At 72.5% G+C, this 17,078-nt stretch carries 19 protein-coding genes; 16 read left to right on the top strand and 3 right to left on the bottom strand.

Annotation, left to right across the window (positions count from 1 at the left end; translation table 11 throughout):
- Together ACSNOB_RS03600 and ACSNOB_RS03595 are read left to right on the top strand one after the other, a co-directional pair.
- The coding region (locus ACSNOB_RS03600; RefSeq protein WP_436685144.1) for a tRNA (adenine-N1)-methyltransferase at positions 1-970 on the top strand (970 nt) is incomplete at its 5' end.
- 81 nt (positions 971-1,051) lie between these two features.
- Entirely contained in the window at positions 1,052-1,624 is a 573-nt protein-coding gene (locus ACSNOB_RS03595; protein WP_436685143.1) for a hypothetical protein, read from the top strand.
- A 79-nt stretch (positions 1,625-1,703) separates the two neighbouring features.
- Here ACSNOB_RS03595 and ACSNOB_RS03590 read toward each other — a convergent pair whose 3' ends face one another.
- Positions 1,704-2,000 (bottom strand): ferredoxin, encoded by a 297-nt coding sequence (locus tag ACSNOB_RS03590; RefSeq protein WP_393107443.1) that lies wholly within the window; start codon positions 1,998-2,000, stop codon positions 1,704-1,706.
- 177 nt (positions 2,001-2,177) lie between these two features.
- On the opposite strand from ACSNOB_RS03590, the gene arc reads away from it, so the two are divergent.
- The 9 genes from arc (at position 2,178) to ACSNOB_RS03545 (ending at position 10,858) form a co-directional block, all read left to right on the top strand.
- Complete coding sequence (arc, locus tag ACSNOB_RS03585) at positions 2,178-3,959, top strand: proteasome ATPase (RefSeq protein WP_436685142.1); 1,782 nt, start codon at positions 2,178-2,180, stop codon at positions 3,957-3,959.
- Between the two features lie 165 nt (positions 3,960-4,124).
- Positions 4,125-5,642, top strand: a complete 1,518-nt coding sequence (dop, locus tag ACSNOB_RS03580) for a depupylase/deamidase Dop (protein WP_436685141.1) — start codon at positions 4,125-4,127, stop codon at positions 5,640-5,642.
- A gap of 105 nt (positions 5,643-5,747) precedes the next feature.
- On the top strand, positions 5,748-5,963 hold the full coding sequence (locus ACSNOB_RS03575) for a ubiquitin-like protein Pup (protein WP_067366797.1): 216 nt from the start codon (positions 5,748-5,750) through the stop codon (positions 5,961-5,963).
- 21 nt (positions 5,964-5,984) lie between these two features.
- Positions 5,985-6,671, top strand: coding sequence for an endonuclease VII domain-containing protein (locus ACSNOB_RS03570; protein ID WP_436685140.1), 687 nt, complete (start codon positions 5,985-5,987; stop codon positions 6,669-6,671).
- Positions 6,590-7,429, top strand: coding sequence for a proteasome subunit beta (gene prcB / locus ACSNOB_RS03565; RefSeq protein ID WP_436685139.1), 840 nt, complete (start codon positions 6,590-6,592; stop codon positions 7,427-7,429). The genes ACSNOB_RS03570 and prcB overlap by 82 nt, the downstream gene beginning before the upstream one ends.
- A gap of 61 nt (positions 7,430-7,490) precedes the next feature.
- Positions 7,491-8,318, top strand: a complete 828-nt coding sequence (gene prcA / locus ACSNOB_RS03560; protein ID WP_436685138.1) for a proteasome subunit alpha — start codon at positions 7,491-7,493, stop codon at positions 8,316-8,318.
- Positions 8,319-8,568: 250 nt separating this feature from the next.
- The gene (pafA, locus tag ACSNOB_RS03555; RefSeq protein ID WP_088993761.1) at positions 8,569-9,927 is read left to right on the top strand and encodes a Pup--protein ligase; all 1,359 of its coding nucleotides are present in this window, start codon (positions 8,569-8,571) and stop codon (positions 9,925-9,927) included.
- Positions 9,928-9,996: 69 nt separating this feature from the next.
- A complete protein-coding gene (locus tag ACSNOB_RS03550) occupies positions 9,997-10,182 on the top strand; it encodes a hypothetical protein (protein ID WP_091106695.1) in 186 nt (61 codons plus the stop codon).
- Between the two features lie 127 nt (positions 10,183-10,309).
- Positions 10,310-10,858 carry a carboxymuconolactone decarboxylase family protein gene (locus ACSNOB_RS03545; RefSeq protein ID WP_436685149.1) on the top strand — a complete coding sequence of 183 codons (549 nt, stop codon included), beginning with the start codon at positions 10,310-10,312 and terminating at the stop codon, positions 10,856-10,858.
- Between the two features lie 41 nt (positions 10,859-10,899).
- Here the strand turns inward: ACSNOB_RS03545 and ACSNOB_RS03540 are convergent, their stop codons facing one another.
- Together ACSNOB_RS03540 and ACSNOB_RS03535 are read right to left on the bottom strand one after the other, a co-directional pair.
- Positions 10,900-11,985 (bottom strand): DUF3866 family protein, encoded by a 1,086-nt coding sequence (locus tag ACSNOB_RS03540; RefSeq protein WP_436685137.1) that lies wholly within the window; start codon positions 11,983-11,985, stop codon positions 10,900-10,902.
- A 54-nt stretch (positions 11,986-12,039) separates the two neighbouring features.
- A complete protein-coding gene (locus tag ACSNOB_RS03535; RefSeq protein WP_436685136.1) occupies positions 12,040-13,002 on the bottom strand; it encodes a cation diffusion facilitator family transporter in 963 nt (320 codons plus the stop codon).
- Between the two features lie 125 nt (positions 13,003-13,127).
- Here ACSNOB_RS03535 and ACSNOB_RS03530 point away from each other — a divergent pair, with 125 nt between their 5' ends.
- The 5 genes from ACSNOB_RS03530 to tatC all read left to right on the top strand — a co-directional run bounded on the left by ACSNOB_RS03530 (position 13,128) and on the right by tatC (position 16,923).
- Positions 13,128-14,126, top strand: a complete 999-nt coding sequence (locus ACSNOB_RS03530; protein ID WP_436685135.1) for a helix-turn-helix transcriptional regulator — start codon at positions 13,128-13,130, stop codon at positions 14,124-14,126.
- Entirely contained in the window at positions 14,123-15,187 is a 1,065-nt protein-coding gene (locus tag ACSNOB_RS03525; protein ID WP_436685134.1) for a helix-turn-helix transcriptional regulator, read from the top strand. The genes ACSNOB_RS03530 and ACSNOB_RS03525 overlap by 4 nt, the downstream gene beginning before the upstream one ends.
- Before the next feature lie 10 nt (positions 15,188-15,197).
- The gene (locus tag ACSNOB_RS03520) at positions 15,198-15,446 is read left to right on the top strand and encodes a DUF5320 domain-containing protein (protein WP_436685133.1); all 249 of its coding nucleotides are present in this window, start codon (positions 15,198-15,200) and stop codon (positions 15,444-15,446) included.
- A 209-nt stretch (positions 15,447-15,655) separates the two neighbouring features.
- Positions 15,656-15,955, top strand: a complete 300-nt coding sequence (gene tatA / locus ACSNOB_RS03515) for a Sec-independent protein translocase subunit TatA (protein WP_350684729.1) — start codon at positions 15,656-15,658, stop codon at positions 15,953-15,955.
- A 17-nt stretch (positions 15,956-15,972) separates the two neighbouring features.
- Positions 15,973-16,923: a twin-arginine translocase subunit TatC gene (gene tatC, locus ACSNOB_RS03510; RefSeq protein WP_436685132.1), complete on the top strand. Its 951-nt coding sequence runs from the start codon at positions 15,973-15,975 to the stop codon at positions 16,921-16,923.
- Positions 16,924-17,078: the final 155 nt, after the last annotated feature.

Below are 17,078 nucleotides of genomic sequence, written 5' to 3'. Positions count from 1 at the left end.
CGCCCACACCCCGGCGCTGCCCCCCGTGCACCGCGGGCCGTTCCGGCCCGGCGACCGGGTGCAGCTGACCGACCCCAAGGGGCGGATGCACACGGTCACCCTGGAGCCGGGCAAGGCGTTCCACACCCACCGCGGCATCCTGGAGCACGACGCGCTGATCGGCCTGCCCGACGGCAGCGTGGTCACCACCTCCGGCGGTGGCACCGCGTTCCTGGCCCTGCGTCCGCTGCTGTCGGACTACGTGCTGTCCATGCCGCGCGGCGCCCAGGTGATCTACCCGAAGGACTCCGCCCAGATCGTCGCCATGGGCGACATCTTCCCCGGCGCCAAGGTCCTGGAGGCCGGGGCCGGCTCCGGGGCGCTGTCCTGCTCGCTGCTGCGCGCCGTCGGCACCGAGGGCGAGCTGCACTCGTTCGAGCTGCGCGACGACTTCGCCCAGATCGCCCGGCGCAACGTCGAGGCGTTCTTCAACGGGCCGCACCCGGCGTGGCACCTGCACGTCGGCGACGTCGCCGCCTGCACCGAGACCGGCTTCGACCGGATCATCCTCGACATGCTCACCCCGTGGGAGACCCTCGACATGGTCGAGCGGGCCCTGGTGCCCGGCGGCGTGTTCATCGGCTACGTCGCCACCACCCCGCAGCTGTCGGAGCTGGTCGAGGCCCTGCGCGAGCGCGGCGGCTGGACCGAGCCGCGGGCCTGGGAGTCGCTGGTGCGCGACTGGCACGCCGAGGGCCTGGCCGTCCGCCCGGACCACCGCATGATCGCCCACACCGCGTTCCTGGTGTCCGCGCGTAAGCTCGCCCCCGGCGTCACCGCGCCGCCGCGGCGGCGCAAGCCCAGCAAGGGCGCCGAGGCGTACGCCGAACGCCGGCAGGCGCTGCGCGAGGCGGAGGCGGCCCGGCAGGCGGCTGCCGCCCAGGTCGCCGCGGCGGAGCCGGTCGAGGCCGGGGACACGGTGCGGCCGTGACCGTGGAACGGGGCGGCTGGGAGTGAGCGGACGGAACCTGCCGGCCGGTGCGGGCCGGCGGCACGGGTGCGGGGAGGTGGCATGAACCGGCCGGGCTTCGGCGGCGGCGAGCTGCCGGCGGTGTTTCCCGACTGGTCGCCGTACCAGGACCTCGAATCGGCGGCCCGGGCCTACCTGCGCGACCCGGACGTCGCGCTGGAGGCGCTGGGCGGGGTGCTGCGCGGGGCGTCGGTGCTCGGCTTCACCCTGGAGCGCTTCGTCAACGAGGTCAACGGGGTGTGGCAGGAGGTCGTGGTCTGCGACGGCAGCCGGCTCGTCCTCTGGCACGGCGAGGACGTGCCGCCGGGGGAGGGTCCGCCCGGGTCGATGACCTCCTCGCTGCGGGTCGTGCCGGTCTCCACGGTCACCGAGGTCGGCTGCCGGCGGCGGCTGACCCGCGACGACAACGGCGGCATCCGGGTCGACAGCATCGACGTCTACCTGCTGCTGACGTCGCTGGACGAGGCCCCGCCCAGCGACGAGGCGGTGGGCGGGCCCCGGCACGACGCGCTGCGTTTCGGCAAGACCCTCGACGACGGGGGCGCGGGGCAGATCGCCCGGCTGGAGGAGTTCGCCCGCCTGGTCGCCTCGGTGGTCGGGCGCCCGATGCTCTGAGGCGTACGCCGGACGCGGCCGGCGGGGTCGTGCGCTCGTGTGGCCCTCCCGCACCCCGGCGGCGTGGGAGGGCGGGCGGTCAGTCCTCCTCGGCGTCCGGGCCGGCCACCTCGACGCCGTCGCTGCCGCGCACGACGTGGATGCACTCGCCCGGGCACTCCTTCGCGGAGTCGATCACCTCGAGGCGCAGGTGCTCGGGCACGTCGACCCGGCTGCCCGGCGCCTGCCGCAGCTCACCGTCGGGGCCCTTGACGTAGGCGAGCCCGTCGACGTCGAACTCGAAGACCTCGGGTGCGTACTGCACGCAGAGCCCGTCGCCCGTGCAGAGATCCTGGTCCACCCAGACCTGCAGCTGGTCGGTCATGACCTCCGCCACGGCGCACCCCCCATGTTCTCCCGTCCCACGCTCCGACGGTACCCGAACGCCCGGACCGGCCCTCGGGGCCACCCTTGGCGATCAAGGTTCGGTGACGAGCGCGTTGCGTGGGACCGAATCGGCCTCATAGCGGCTAGTGTTAGGGCAGAACGTTCAAGCCCCCCGGGGAGGTGGGACGTGGCACGCAGCGACGACGCGGACTCGCGCGCCGCACGGTGGGAGAAGGAGGCCCACGATCTCTCCACGCAGGTCGCGTTCCTTCAAGAGGAACTCGCTCTGGTGCGGCGCAAGTTGACCGAAAGCCCCCGACACGTCCGGCAGCTCGAAGAGCGGCTGGCGGCCACCCAGGCACAGTTGGCGCGGCTGACCGAGAACAACGACCGGCTCGTGAGCACCCTCAAGGAGGCTCGCGCGCAGATCGTGACGCTCAAGGAGGAGATCGACCGCCTCGCGCAGCCGCCGAGTGGCTACGGCGTCTTCCTCGCGCGGCACGACGACGGCACGGTGGACGTGTTCACCGGCGGGCGCAAGCTCAGGGTCGCCGTCTCGCCCTCGCTGGACGTCGCCGAGCTGCGGCGCGGCCAGGAGGTCCTGCTCAACGACGCGCTCAACATCGTCGACGCGTTCGGCTACGAGCGGGTCGGCGAGGTGGTCATGCTCAAGGAGATCCTCGCGGGTCCCGACGGCAGCCCGGCCGACCGGGCGCTGGTGGTCTCGCACTCCGACGAGGAGCGGATCGTGCACCTCGCCGACACCCTGATCGGCTCGCCGATCCGGGCCGGCGACTCGCTCATGATCGAGCCCCGCTCGGCGTACGCCTACGAGCGGATCCCGAAGAGCGAGGTCGAGGAGCTGGTCCTGGAGGAGGTGCCGGACGTCGACTACACCGACATCGGCGGCCTCCACGCCCAGATCGAGCAGATCCGCGACGCGGTGGAGCTGCCCTTCCTGCACGCCGACCTGTTCCGCGAGCACCAGCTCCGGCCGCCGAAGGGCATCCTGCTCTACGGCCCGCCCGGCTGCGGCAAGACGCTGATCGCCAAGGCGGTGGCCAACTCGCTGGCGAAGAAGATCGCCGAGCGGGAGGGCAAGGAGAGGCACACCAGCTTCTTCCTCAACATCAAGGGCCCCGAGCTGCTCAACAAGTACGTCGGCGAGACCGAGCGGCACATTCGCCTGATCTTCCAGCGGGCCCGCGAGAAGGCCGGCGAGGGCACTCCGGTCATCGTGTTCTTCGACGAGATGGACTCGGTGTTCCGGACCCGGGGCTCCGGTGTCTCCTCCGACGTGGAGAACACCATCGTCCCGCAGTTGCTCAGCGAGATCGACGGCGTGGAGGGCCTGGAGAACGTCATCGTCATCGGCGCCTCCAACCGGGAAGACATGATCGACCCGGCGATCCTGCGCCCCGGCCGACTCGACGTGAAGATCAAGATTGAGCGGCCGGACGCCGAGGCGGCCAAGGACATCTTCTCCAAGTACATCCTCCCCGGGCTGCCCCTGCACCCCGACGACCTGGCCGAGCACGGCGGCGACCCCCAGGCCACCGTCGCGGCGATGATCGACGCGGTCGTGCTGCGGATGTACTCGGAGACCGAGGAGAACCGCTTCCTCGAGGTCACCTACGCCAACGGCGACAAGGAAGTCCTCTACTTCAAGGACTTCAACTCCGGCGCGATGATCCAGAACATCGTCGACCGGGGCAAGAAGATGGCCATCAAGGAGTTCCTCACCTCCGGCCGCAAGGGCCTGCGCCTGCAGCACCTCCTCGACGCCTGCGTCGACGAGTTCCGCGAGAACGAGGACCTGCCCAACACCACCAACCCCGACGACTGGGCCCGCATCTCCGGCAAGAAGGGCGAGCGGATCGTCTACATCCGCACGCTCGTCTCCGGCGGCAAGGGCGCGGAGGCCGGCCGGTCGATAGAGACCGCCAGCAACACCGGTCAGTACCTCTGACGGACACCCGCACGGGGCCCGCGGCGCGTCGCGTCGCGGGCCTCGTCCCGTCCACCCCACCCGGCACGCGCCGGCCGCCCCGGTCCGGCGCACCCCCTTCCGCCGTGCGGCGGACTACGCTCGACGTGACGGGGGACCGGTCGGGCGAGCGAAGCAGGTAGGTCGATGAGCGTAAGACGGATCATGGGCACCGAGGTCGAGTACGGCATCTCCGTGCCCGGCCAGGCCGGGGCCAACCCCATGGTCACCTCCTCCCAGGTGGTCAACGCCTACGGGGCACGCCCGGAACTCAACCGGGGCGGTCGCGCCCGCTGGGACTACGAGGAGGAGTCGCCGCTGCGGGACGCGCGTGGCTTCACCTACTCCGGCGCCGCGTACGACCCGGCCGAGGCGCTCGCCGACGAGGACCTCGGCCTGGCCAACGTGATACTCACCAACGGCGCGCGGCTCTACGTCGACCATGCCCACCCGGAATACTCGACACCCGAGGTGACGAACCCGCGGGACCTGGTGCGCTGGGACAAGGCGGGGGAGCGGGTGATGGCCGAGGCGGCCCGCCGCGCCGCCACCATCCCCGGCACCCAGCCGATCCACCTCTACAAGAACAACACCGACAACAAGGGCGCCAGCTACGGCTCCCACGAGAACTACCTGATGCGCCGCCAGACGGCCTTCGCCGACATCGTGGCGTACCTGACGCCGTTCTTCGTGACCCGGCAGATCGTCACCGGCGCCGGCCGCGTGGGCATCGGCCAGGACGGCGGGCAGAGCGGCTTCCAGATCTCCCAGCGCGCCGACTTCTTCGAGGTCGAGGTCGGTCTGGAGACCACCCTCAAGCGGCCGATCATCAACACCCGCGACGAGCCGCACGCCGACGCCGACAAGTACCGCCGGCTGCACGTCATCATCGGCGACGCGAACCTGTCGGAGATCTCCACGTACCTGAAGGTCGGCACCACGGCGCTGATCCTCACGATGATCGAGGAGAAGGCGCTCGGCTCCGACCTGGGCATCGCCGACCCGGTGAGCGAGCTGCGCGCGGTCAGCCACGACCCCTCGCTGTCCCACCTGATGCGGATGCGCGACGGGCGGCGGCTCACCGCCCTGGACGTGCAGTGGGCCTACTACGAGCGGGTGCGGTCCTTCGTGGACGAACGCTACGGCGCCGACGCCGACGAGCAGACCCTGGACGTGCTCGCCCGCTGGGAGAGCGTGCTGGACCGGCTGGGCCGTGACGTCATGCTCTGCGCCGACGAGCTGGACTGGGTGGCCAAGCTGCGGCTGCTGGAGGGCTACCGGGAGCGGGAGAAGCTCGGCTGGGGCTCGCACAAGCTCCAGCTGGTCGACCTGCAGTATTCGGACGTGCGCCCGGAGAAGGGCCTCTACCACCGGCTGGTCTCGCGGGGCGCGATGAAGACCCTGCTCGACGACGAGCAGACCCGCACCGCGATGACGGAGCCGCCGGAGGACACCCGTGCCTACTTCCGCGGCCGCTGCCTGGCCCAGTACGCCTCCGAGGTGGTCGCCGCCAGCTGGGACTCGGTCATCTTCGACGTGGGCCGGGAGTCGCTGGTGCGGGTGCCGATGATGGAGCCCGAGCGCGGCACCCGCAAGCACGTGGGTGCGCTCTTCGACCGCTGCCCCAGCGCCAAGGACCTGCTGGAGACCCTCACCGGCGGCTGATCGTCGCCGACAGATGCCCGCCGCGTGCCGAAGCCGGCGCGCGGCGGGCTTTTCGTCGCCTCCGCGAGGTAAGTTGATCGCAGGGCGATCGTGGAGGAGGCAGCAATGGCCACTCGTGACAGCGGCGGGCAGTCGCAGTCGGGCAAGTCGCGTCAGGGCGAGGAGATCGAGGACGTCACCACCGAGGCCAACCCGGAGGTCGCCGAGCGGCACGCCGAGATCACCGAGGACGTCGACGACCTGCTCGACGAGATCGACTCCGTCCTGGAGGAGAACGCCGAGGAGTTCGTGAGAGGATACGTACAAAAGGGAGGCCAGTGATCATATCAGGCCGAAACGGACATGTCGGTTCCGCTTGATGATGAGAATGGTCGACGTCGTTGCCGCGACTGCGGAGACTGGAAGCCGCTCGATGAGTTCTGTGCGAGCAGCAAGCGTCCCAGCGGTCGCGGCAGCTACTGCAAGCCGTGCTTCAACGCTCGCTCCAAGGCGAGCTATGCGAAGCGGGTGAAGGAGCGGTACGACCGTGAGGTGAAACCGCCCCGGGCGGTTCCGGACGGTCATCGCTTCTGTGCCGACTGTGGAACCGTCAAGCCCGTGGCCGATTTCCTCGTAACCGCTCCGACGGTTCGGGCTACGCCTCCTATGGCAAGCCGTGCCCACAACCTCCGGACTCGGGAGACCAAGCAGCGGCTCTACGGCGGCGGTCGCGAGTACCACCTGCGGCGGCGCTACGGCGTCGGCGAGAAGGAGTTCCAGGAGCTCCTGGCCGAGCAGGGCGGGGTCTGCGCCATCTGCGGCACACCGGACCCCCAACATCTGGACCACGATCATCGCACCGGCTGGGTGCGCGGGATATTGTGCTTCAACTGCAACGGTGGTCTCGGCCAGTTCCGTGACGATCAGTCGCGGCTGGCCGGGGCGATCACATATCTGAGAGGAACCACGTGGCAGCGGGTTTTGATCCATCCGGGCGTCTACCAGATGTGTTCACCAACGCGGGGACGTCCTCCTTCACCTCGTTCCTGAGCAAGGTGGCCCCCGAGATGCTGCCCGGCCGACGGCCGCTGCCGCCGGGGATGGCCGCCGACATGGCGCCACACGCGACCACCATCGTGGCGATCTCGGCCGTCGGCGGTGTCGTGATGGCCGGCGACCGGCGGGCCACCATGGGCAACCTGATCGCCCAGCGCGACATCGAGAAGGTGCACCCGGCCGACGCGTACTCGCTGGTGGGCATCGCGGGCACGGCGGGCATCGGCATCGAGCTGATGCGACTGTTCCAGGTGGAGCTGGAGCACTACGAGAAGATCGAGGGCGCGATGCTCTCGCTCGACGGCAAGGCCAACCGGCTCGCCTCGATGATCCGCGGCAACCTGGGCGCCGCGATGCAGGGTCTCGCGGTGATCCCGCTCTTCGCCGGCTACGACCTGGCCGCGAAGGACCCGGCGCGGGCCGGCCGGATCTTCAGTTTCGACGTCACCGGCGGCCCCTACGAGGAGACCGGCTACGACGCGATCGGCTCCGGTTCGATCTTCGCCCGGTCGGCGCTGAAGAAGCGCTTCCAGCCGGGGCTCTCCATCGACGAGGCGGTCCGGCTCGCGGTCGAGGCGCTCTACGACGCGGCCGACGACGACACCGCGACCGGCGGTCCGGACCTGATCCGGCGGATCTACCCGGTGGTGATGACGGCGACGGCGGAGGGCACCCACCGGCTCACCGACGAGGAGATGTCGGCGATCGCCGAGAGCGTGGTCTCCGGCCGGATGGAGAACCCGGGCGGTTGACCCGCTCCCGCCCGCACCAGTCAGCAGCCGTCAGCACAGCGCCCTAAGGAGAACCGCCGCCGTGGCAATGCAGTTCTACGCCTCGCCCGAGCAGATCATGCGCGACCGCTCCGAGCTGGCCCGCAAGGGCATCGCCCGGGGCCGCAGCGCGGTGGTCCTGAGCTACGAGGGCGGGGTGCTCTTCGTCGCCGAGAACCTCTCCAGCGCCCTGCACAAGGTCAGTGAGATCTACGACCGGATCGGCTTCGCCGCCGTCGGCCGCTACAACGAGTTCGAGAACCTGCGCCGCGCCGGCGTACGGATGGCCGACCTGAACGGCCTGAGCTACGACCGGCGGGACGTCACCGGCCGGGCCCTGGCGAACGCGTTCGCGCAGACCCTGGGCGCCATCTTCACCGAGCAGTCGAAGCCGTTCGAGGTGGAGATCTGCGTGGCCGAGGTCGGTGCCAGCGCCGAGGACGACGAGCTCTACCGGCTCACCTACGACGGGTCCGTCAACGACGAGCCGGGCCGGATGGCGATGGGCGGGCAGGCCGAGGCGATCACCGGGGTGCTGAAGTCCCACCACCGTCCGGACATGTCCCTGGGCGAGGCGGTCAAGGTCGCCGTGCAGGCGTTGAGCAGCGTCGGCGGAGAGGGCGGCGCCGCCCGGACCATCGCCGCCAACCAGTTGGAGGTGGCGGTCCTGGACCGGCGCCGGGTGGGGCGGACGTTCCGCCGTGTCACCGGGGCCGCCCTGACCGCGCTGCTCGACGGCGGCAAGGCCGAGGAGCCGGTGTCGGCCCGCCCGGAGACGCCGACCTCGCCGACCGAGGAGGCGAAGAAGCCCACCACGTCGGCCGGCTCGGCCGATCTGGAGGGCCAGCAGACCGAGACCCCCGAGGCGTAGCGGAGCACGACGGGTCGCGGGCGTCCGGGCCGTGGGCCCGGGCGCCCCCCCTTCCGGTACGCGCCGCCGCCGACCCTTCCCGCGCGCCGCCGACCCTTCCCGCGCCGTCGCCCACGTTCGCCCACTCGCCGCACCGGCGTCCACTCGCGCCGGTCGGCGCGTCCGCGTCGTGCGGGCCGACGGGCACCCCGGGCGTGAGACGCCGCGGCGAGCGCTGCCATCTGGGGCCTCGGGCGGCTAATGTCTCATCATGGAGCGGCGAATCTTCGGCCTCGAGACCGAGTACGGCGTCACCTGCACCTACCGGGGGCAGCGGCGGCTGTCCCCCGACGAGGTCGCCCGATACCTCTTCCGCCGGGTGGTGTCGTGGGGCCGGTCGAGCAACGTGTTCCTGCGCAACGGCGCCCGGCTCTACCTGGACGTCGGCTCGCACCCCGAGTACGCCACCCCGGAGTGCGACTCCGTGGTGGACCTGGTCGCGCACGACCGGGCCGGCGAGCGGATCCTGGAGGGGTTGCTCGTCGACGCGGAGAAGCGGCTGCACGACGAGGGCATCGCCGGCGAGATCTACCTGTTCAAGAACAACACCGACTCGGCCGGCAACTCGTACGGCTGCCACGAGAACTACTTGGTCTCGCGGCACGGGGAGTTCGGCCGGCTGGCCGACGTGCTGATCCCGTTCCTGGTGACCCGGCAGCTGATCTGCGGGGCGGGCAAGGTGCTGCAGACCCCGCGCGGCGCGGTCTACTGCCTGTCGCAGCGGGCGGAGCACATCTGGGAGGGCGTCTCCTCGGCGACCACCCGGAGCCGGCCGATCATCAACACCCGGGACGAGCCGCACGCGGACGCGGAGCGCTACCGCCGGCTGCACGTCATCGTCGGTGACTCCAACATGAACGAGGTCACCACGCTGCTCAAGGTCGGCACGGCCGACATCGTGCTGCGGATGATCGAGGCCGGGGTGGTGATGCGCGACCTGACGCTGGAGAACCCGATCCGGGCGATCCGCGAGGTGTCGCACGACATCACCGGCCGGCGCAAGGTGCGGCTCGCCTCCGGCAAGGAGGTCAGCGCCCTGGAGATCCAGCAGGAATACCTGGCGAAGGCGACCGAGTTCGTGGAGCGGCGGGGCGGCGACCAGACCGCGAAGCGGGTGGTGGAGCTGTGGGGCCGGGTGCTGCGCGCGGTGGAGACCGGCGACCTGGAGCCGGTGGCCCGGGAGATCGACTGGGTGACCAAGCTGCGGTTGATCGAGCGCTACCAGCGCAAGCACGACCTGCCGCTGTCGCACCCCCGGGTCGCCCAGATGGACCTCGCCTACCACGACCTGCGCCGGGGCCGGGGCCTCTACGGGCTGCTGGAGCGGCGCGGCGAGGTAGACCGGGTGGCCACCGACCCGGAGATCTTCGAGGCCAAGGAGACGCCGCCGCAGACGACCCGGGCGCGGTTGCGCGGGGAGTTCATCCGGCACGCCCAGGAGAAGCGGCGCGACTTCACCGTCGACTGGGTGCACCTGAAGCTGAACGACCAGGCGCAGCGCACCGTGCTCTGCAAGGACCCGTTCCGGGCGTACGACGAGCGGGTGGAGCGGCTGATCGCCAGCATGTGACGGTGCTGGCCGGCCCGGTGCGGTGGCGACCGCCGGCCGGGCCGCCCGGCCCGGTAGGCTGACCGCGCCATGACGACTTCCGAACCTCCCGAGAGCGGCCGCCAGCGGCAGAACTGGGTCGAGCGCCGCCGCGAGAAGATCCGCGAGGAGATCGCGCGCAACCGGCGCGGCGAGTACACGGTGCCCACCTGGGTGCTGGCGCTCGCGCTGGTGCTGATCGTGGGCGCCTGGCTCACCCTGATCTTCATGGCCTGACCCGGCGCGCGCGACACCGCAATCTCGAAGTGGTGGCGGCCCCGGCGGGCCGGGGACCATCATGCCGTCCGGCGTTGTCGGGTCCGTGGACCGGCGCGCCCCGCCCGGTGGCAGGGATGGTGACGTCATCGCACACATCGACCTCGGTATCGACGAGCGGGCGCATCCGGGCATCCGGGGCCCGATGAGGTTCCGTCCGGAGACGGCCAAGCCGCTCAACGCGCTGGCGGAGGCGCTCCTGCGTGCCCCGCACCCGACGCTGACCCCGGGCGAGCGGGAGCTGATCGCGGCGTACGTGTCGGGGCTGAACGAGTGCCGGTTCTGCTGCGCCACGCACTCCGCCTTCGCGGCGGCGCAGTTGCCCGACGGAGTCCGGCTGGTGGACCGGGTGCTCGCCGACCCCGCGGGCGCGGAGGTCAGCGACAAGCTCCGGGCGCTGCTACGGATCGCCGAGGCCGTGCGGCGCAGCGGCCGGGACGTGACGGTGGAGTTGGTGGCGGCCGCGCGGGATGCCGGCGCGACGGACCTGGAGATCCACGACACCGTCCTGATCGCCGCGGCGTTCTGCATGTACAACCGCTACGTGGACGGGCTGGGCACCCTGGTTCCGGACGACCCGGCGGTGTACGAGAAGGCGGCCGAGCGCATCGTGCGGCACGGGTACGTGGCGAGCTGACCGGCCGCCACGGATCCGGGCGGGGCGTCGGCCGTGCGTGCTCAGCCGAGCAGGCGGGCGGCGTGCCGGCCGGCCGCGGCGGCAGCGAGGAAGTAGGCGTGGTCGGCGTCGAGGCCCCGGCCCATGGTCGACAGCGGCACCGGCGTGGCCCGCAGCGCGGCCTCGAGCCCGTCGGTGGGCACCCGGACGAGGGTGTGCCGCGCCGCGAGGGGGGCCAGCGCGGCGTCGACCTCGCGGGCCAGCGCCGGGTCCAGCCCGTCGGGCACCACCAGCTCGGCGGGGGCGAGGGCCACCCGGCCGTACGCGGTGAGGCTGTGGTGCGACACGCCCCGGTGCCGGGGGCGGGGGTCGGCGTCGGAGATCCGCAGCGACCCGACCGGGCGCCCGCCCAGCGTGGCGACGGCGTTGACGGCCTCGCCGACGGCCACGCCGGAGAAGCCCCACCGGGTGCCGGTGCCGAGGTTGCCCGGTCCCTGCGCGACGATCGCGATGTCGGCGCGCAGGACGTGCCGGGCGGCCAGCAGACCGCTGTGCACGGTGCTCGCCTCCAGGTCGCCGCCGAACGCCTGGCCGACGCTTACCGTGCCGACGAGGGCGTCGCGCAGCCCGGCCAGGGTGCGGGAGAACCACGCGGGCAGCGCTCCGCCGTCGGTCAGCACGTACGCCACCCGGGCGTCGGGGGCGTCGGCGTGGATGCCGGCCAGGATCGCCGGCAGCGCGGAGTGCAGGTCGGCGGTGACGACCGGCAGGCCCGCCACGTCGTCGGCGGTGGCCAGGACCTCGCGGTGCGGGGACGCCTCCTCGTCGACGCCGAGCAGGATGGGCTGCAGCGGGGTGTAGCGGGCCTTGACCAGGTGGCCGGCGTCGCGGGTGTCGAGGGCCTGCGGCGGGTCCGGCGGCAGCCGGTCGGGCAGCGCCACGACCAGGGCGTACCCGCCGGTGCCGAGACCCATCAGCAGCGCGCCGGCGTTGAGCAGCACCCGGTCGCCGGGCTCGGGCCGGCCGACCAACTCGGGGTAGGCCAGGGCCCGGACCGTGCCGCCGTCGGGCAGGGCGACGTCGAGTTCCACCGCCCCGGTCCACTGCCGCCGCAGCGCCGTCACCGTTCCGGACCGCCATCGCACCATGTCCGGCACGCTAGCGCCGCCGCCCCGCCCGGCCGCGCCCGGGGCGGCCGGGCGTCAGGCGTCGGGGTCGGCCGGCGGCCGGGTGACACCGGGTGGGGTGCGGGTCGGGTCGAGGAAGACGTACCGGATCTGCCGGTAGCGGGCGGTGAGGCGGCGTTCGGCCTCGTCGGCGGCGGCCTCGATGGTCGCGCCGCTCGCCTCGTCGTCGAAGTCCACCTTCGCGGCGACGAGGATGTCGGCCGGGCCGAGCTGCATGGTCAGCAGCGTGTCGAGCCGGCGGACGGCGGGCAGCCGGGTCAGCTCGTCGGCGATCTCGCGGCGTAGCCGCTCGGGCACGGACCGGCCGACCAGCAGCGAGATGTTGTTGCGGGCCAGGACGGTGGCCACCACGAGGAGCAGGAGCCCGATCAGGATGGAGGCGACGCCGTCCCACAGCTCGTCGCCGGTGAGCTGGGACAGGGCCACCCCGACGGCGGCCAGCAGCAGCCCGATCAGGGCCGCGCTGTCCTCGAGGAACACCGCCTTGACGGTGGTGTCGGAGGTCAGCCGCAGGAACCGCCGGGGGGTGGTGCGCCAGCGGCGGGACTCGGCCCGGACCTGGCGCACGGCGCGGGCCAGCGAGACGGACTCGATGGCGAACGACACGGCAAGCACCACGTACGAGACGAGGTAGTCGCCGCTGTGCTCGTGCACCAGGATCGTGGTGACGCCGTGGGTGACCGCGAAGCCGGCGCCGGCGACGAACGTGAACACCGCGGCCAGGAAGGCCCAGACGTAGCTCTCCTTGCCGTACCCGAACGGGTGGCGGGCGTCGGCCGGGCGCGCCCCGCGCCGCAGCGCGAGGTAGAGCAGCACCTCGGTGGTGGTGTCGGCGACGGAGTGGACGGCCTCCGAGAGCATCGCGGCCGACCCGGAGATCATTCCGGCGACCAGCTTGGCGAGGGCGATGGCGAGGTTGGCCGCCCCCGCGACGACCACGGTGCCGACGCTCTCGGTCTTCACCTCAGGCTGGGCCATCAGGTCACTGTATGGCCGTCGGGGGCACCGCACCGGGGGACAGGAGGTGGGACGGGCGCGACGCGGCGCACGTCGTGCCCGCGTGGGTGCACGTCCCCGGCGCGCGGGCTGCTAGCGTCTACCGCGTGTCGCGGACCCGCACCGAACGCCTGGTCAACCTGGTGATCTGCCTGCTGTCCACGCGACGGTTCCTGACCGCCGCGCAGATCGCCGCGACCGTCCCCGGTTACGAGCACGATCCGGAGGACGCGCGCGACCACGAGGCGTTCCAGCGCAAGTTCGAGCGGGACAAGGCCGAGCTGCGCGAGCTGGGCGTACCGCTGGAGACCGGGACGGCGAGCGTCTTCGACGCGGAGCCCGGCTACCGGATCGCCCACCGGGAGTACGCGCTGCCGGACATCCCGCTCGAACCGGACGAGGCCGCCGCCGTGGGCATCGCCGCGCGGCTGTGGCAGCACGCCGGCCTGGCTGCCGCCGCCTCGTCCGGGCTGGCGAAGCTGCGCGCCGCCGGCGTCGACGTGGACCCGCAGGCCACGCTGGGCCTGGAGCCGATGGTCACGGTGGATCCGGCGTTCGCGCCGCTCACCGCCGCCGCCCGGGACAGGCGCGAGGTGACCTTCGACTACCGGGTGCCCGACCGCGACGAGCCCAACCGTCGCCGGCTGCAGCCGTGGGGTGTGGTCTGCTGGCGGGGCCGCTGGTACGTGGTCGGCCACGACCTCGACCGCGAGGCGACCCGCTGCTTCCGGCTGTCCCGCGTGGTCGGGGCGGTCCGCGTGACCGGCGCCCCCGGCGGCTACGAGCCGCCGGCAGGCGTCGACCTGATCAGCCACGTGGCCCGCTGGTCGGGGCCGGTGGAGCGCACCGGGCGGGCCACGGTGCTGGCCGCCCCGGGGCGCGCCGCGGGGCTGCGCCGCTGGGCGGTCGGCGTCACCGCCGGGCCCGACGGCGATGAGATCGTCCTGCCCTACGCCGACGTGGACGTCCTCGCCGGCCAGCTCGTCGGCTACGGTCCGGACGTGCGGGTGCTCGACCCGCCGGAGGTGCGGGAGGCGGTCATCCAGCGGCTCAAGGAGATCGCGGCGCGGCACGACGACCTCGCCGTCGTCGGGGGTGCCCGGTGACCCGCCCGGCCGCCCGGGGCGGTTCCCGGGCGTCGGCCGACCGGCTGGCCCGGCTGCTGAACCTGGTGCCCTACCTGCTCGCCCGGCCCGGCATCGAGATCGCCGAGGCCGCCGGCGACCTGGGTGTCACCGAGCGGCAGCTGCGCGAGGACCTGGAACTGCTGTGGGTGTGCGGGCTGCCCGGGTACGGTCCGGGCGACCTGATCGACATGGCCTTCGACGGCGACCGGGTGACCATCACCTACGACGCCGGCATCGACCGTCCGCTGCGGCTCACCCCGGACGAGGCCCTCGCGCTGGTGGTGGCGCTGCGGATGCTCGCCGAGACGCCCGGGGTGGCCAACCGGGAGGCCGTGGAGCGGGCCCTCGCCAAGATCGAGAACGCGGCCGGCGACCTGGTGGCCGCGCCCGTCGAGGTCCGGCTGCCCGCCGACACCCGCCGGGTGCAGGAGCTGCGGGCCGCCGTCGAGAGCGGCCGGGCGCTGCGCATCACCTACTACACGGCCGCGCGGGACGAGACCACCGACCGCGTCGTCGACCCGCTGCGGATGCTGATGGTCGGTGGCCGGGCGTACGTGGAGGCGTGGTGCCGCCGGGCGGAGGCGGTGCGGCTGTTCCGGGCCGACCGGATCGACGCCGTCGCCGAGCTGGACGAGCCGGCCGTGGTGCCGCCGCAGGCCCGCCCGCACGACCTCACCGAGGGCGTGTTCCGGCCCTCGCCGGACCTGCCGCTGATCACCCTGCGGGTCGGCCGGAGCGAGCGGTGGATCACCGAGTACTACCCGTGCGAACGGGTCGAGGCCGGCGCCGGCGACCAGTGGCTGGTCTCGCTGCGGGTCACCGACCTGGGCTGGGCCCGCCGGTTCGTGCTGGGGCTCGGGCCGGAGGTCACCGTCGTGGCCCCGGCCGAGCTGGCCGAGCAGGTCCGGGCCTCGGCCGCCGCCGCCCTCGACGCGTACGCGACGCCGACCCCCGCCGCGCCCCGGCGTCCGGCGGACGGGCCGGACACGCCGTCGGAGGCGCCCTCGGCCGACCCGGCGGTGCCGGCCGGCACGCAGTAGGCTGGCCGCCGTGGTGAAGTGGATCGTGCTCGCGGTGGTGCTGTTCGCGCTCGTCGGGTTCGCCCTGGCCGTCCGGCCGGTGCTGGCGCGGCTGCCCCGGCTGCGCCGCGCGGCGGTCGCCCTGCAACGCCGGGCGACCGAGGCGGAGGCGCTGCGGGACAGCGCGGAGGCGCTCCAGGAGCGGGCCGAGGTGCTCCAGCGGCAGCTCGACACCACCCAGCGGCGGCTCGAGCTGATCAAGGCAAAGCGCGGCGGCTGATCGACCGGTGTCGCGTCCCTGCGCGATGCGGTCCGGTTCCGCTCAGCACTGATCCGTCCGCGGAGTGTTGACGGGACGTCCCGCGTTGGTCAAGACTTCACCGGCCGGGGACGAACCAGCATCCCCCGGCGGGTGGCAACGGCCGTCGACGCACGTACGATGGGCTGCGGTACACCCCCCACGACGACACAGAGCGACTGGAGCTTCCCATGGGTGCCCTCAAGCCGTGGCACATCGCCGTACTCGTGGTCGTGCTGATCCTGCTCTTCGGCGCGAAGCGGCTCCCCGACGCGGCCCGTTCGCTGGGCCGTTCGCTGCGGATCATCAAGGCCGAGACCAAGAGCCTGCACGACGACGACCGCGACCTCGCCGAGAAGGCCGACGCGCAGGCCGGCTACCAGCCGCTCCCGCCGCACGCCGGACAGCAGGCCCCGCAGCAGGCGCCCTACCAGGCCCCGCCGCAGCAGCAGCCGGTCGTTGACCCGGTGCACCGCGTCCGCGACAACTGACCGAGGGCCCGAGCACCGTGGCCTTCGCTCTCCGTAAGCGCGGTCCGAGCAACTTCGAACGGGCCGCTGACGGCTCGATGACGCTCATCGAGCACATCCGCGAGCTGCGCAACCGGCTGTTCAAGGCGTCCCTGGCGATCCTGGTCGGCTTCGGCTTCGGCATCTGGCTCGCCGGGCCGGTGCTCAACGTGCTCAAGCGGCCGTACTGCGACCTGCCGCAGGCGCAGTCGACCAACGGCGCATGCGACTTCGTCCAGCTCGGCCCGGCCGACCTGTTCCTGCTGAACCTGAAGATCGGGCTCTGGGTCGGGTTGATCATCGCCGCGCCGGTCTGGCTCTACCAGCTCTGGGCCTTCATCGCGCCGGGTCTGCACCGGCACGAGCGGCGCTACGCCTACGTCTTCACCGGGCTGGCGGCGCCGCTGTTCGCCGCCGGCGCGGTGCTGGCATACTTCGTGACCGCGAAGGGGCTGGAGTTCCTGCTGGACATTTCCGGCAGCGACATCAACACGACCCTGGACATCACCCGGTACGTCTCGTTCGTCACGAACCTGATCCTGCTGTTCGGGGTGGCGTTCGAGTTCCCACTGTTGGTGTTGATGCTGAACTTCGTCGGCATCGCCAGCGCGAAGCGGCTGCTGGGCTGGTGGCGGATCGCGGTCTTCGTCTTCTTCGCGTTCTCCGCGGTGGTCACGCCGACCCCAGACCCCTTCGGGATGACCGCGCTGGCGATCTGCCTCTGTGCGCTCTACTTCGCCGCGGTCGGTGTCGCGTTCCTCAACGACAGGCGCAAGGGACGCGGCCGGGAGGTCTACGCGGGCATCGGCGACGACGAGGTGTCGCCGCTGGAGTTCGACCCGGAGCCGGTCGAGGCCGGGCAGCGGGTCGACGCCACCGCGCCGGTCGAGGCTCCGGAGCCGGTCGCCGCGCCGGCGCCGATCGACCGCCGCTACGACGACATGACCTGACCGCGGCCGGCCGCACCGCACACAACGACACGAGCCCTCCTGACCGGGGGCTCGTGTCGTTGTGTGCCAGGTGCCAGGTGCCAGGGTGCCAGGTGCGAGGTGCCAGGTGCCGGCTGGGCGGGTGCCGGGTTGGCCGGGCGGAGTGCCGGCGCTGG

Source organism: Micromonospora sp. URMC 106, from assembly GCF_051386395.1.
Taxonomy (GTDB): domain Bacteria; phylum Actinomycetota; class Actinomycetes; order Mycobacteriales; family Micromonosporaceae; genus Micromonospora.
This window is presented reverse-complemented; position numbering and strand designations above follow the sequence as displayed.

Bases quoted from the DNA above. Each gene is read 5' to 3' on its own strand.
- dop (WP_436685141.1), top strand. From the start codon at position 4,125: ATGAGCGTAAGACGGATCATGGGCACCGAGGTCGAGTACGGCATCTCC.
- pafA (WP_088993761.1), top strand. From the start codon at position 8,569: ATGGAGCGGCGAATCTTCGGCCTCGAGACCGAGTACGGCGTCACCTGC.
- ACSNOB_RS03595 (WP_436685143.1), top strand. From the start codon at position 1,052: ATGAACCGGCCGGGCTTCGGCGGCGGCGAGCTGCCGGCGGTGTTTCCC.
- tatA (WP_350684729.1), top strand. From the start codon at position 15,656: ATGGGTGCCCTCAAGCCGTGGCACATCGCCGTACTCGTGGTCGTGCTG.
- ACSNOB_RS03575 (WP_067366797.1), top strand. From the start codon at position 5,748: ATGGCCACTCGTGACAGCGGCGGGCAGTCGCAGTCGGGCAAGTCGCGT.
- ACSNOB_RS03540 (WP_436685137.1), bottom strand. From the start codon at position 11,985: ATGGTGCGATGGCGGTCCGGAACGGTGACGGCGCTGCGGCGGCAGTGG.
- ACSNOB_RS03570 (WP_436685140.1), top strand. From the start codon at position 5,985: ATGTCGGTTCCGCTTGATGATGAGAATGGTCGACGTCGTTGCCGCGAC.
- ACSNOB_RS03535 (WP_436685136.1), bottom strand. From the start codon at position 13,002: ATGGCCCAGCCTGAGGTGAAGACCGAGAGCGTCGGCACCGTGGTCGTC.
- ACSNOB_RS03550 (WP_091106695.1), top strand. From the start codon at position 9,997: ATGACGACTTCCGAACCTCCCGAGAGCGGCCGCCAGCGGCAGAACTGG.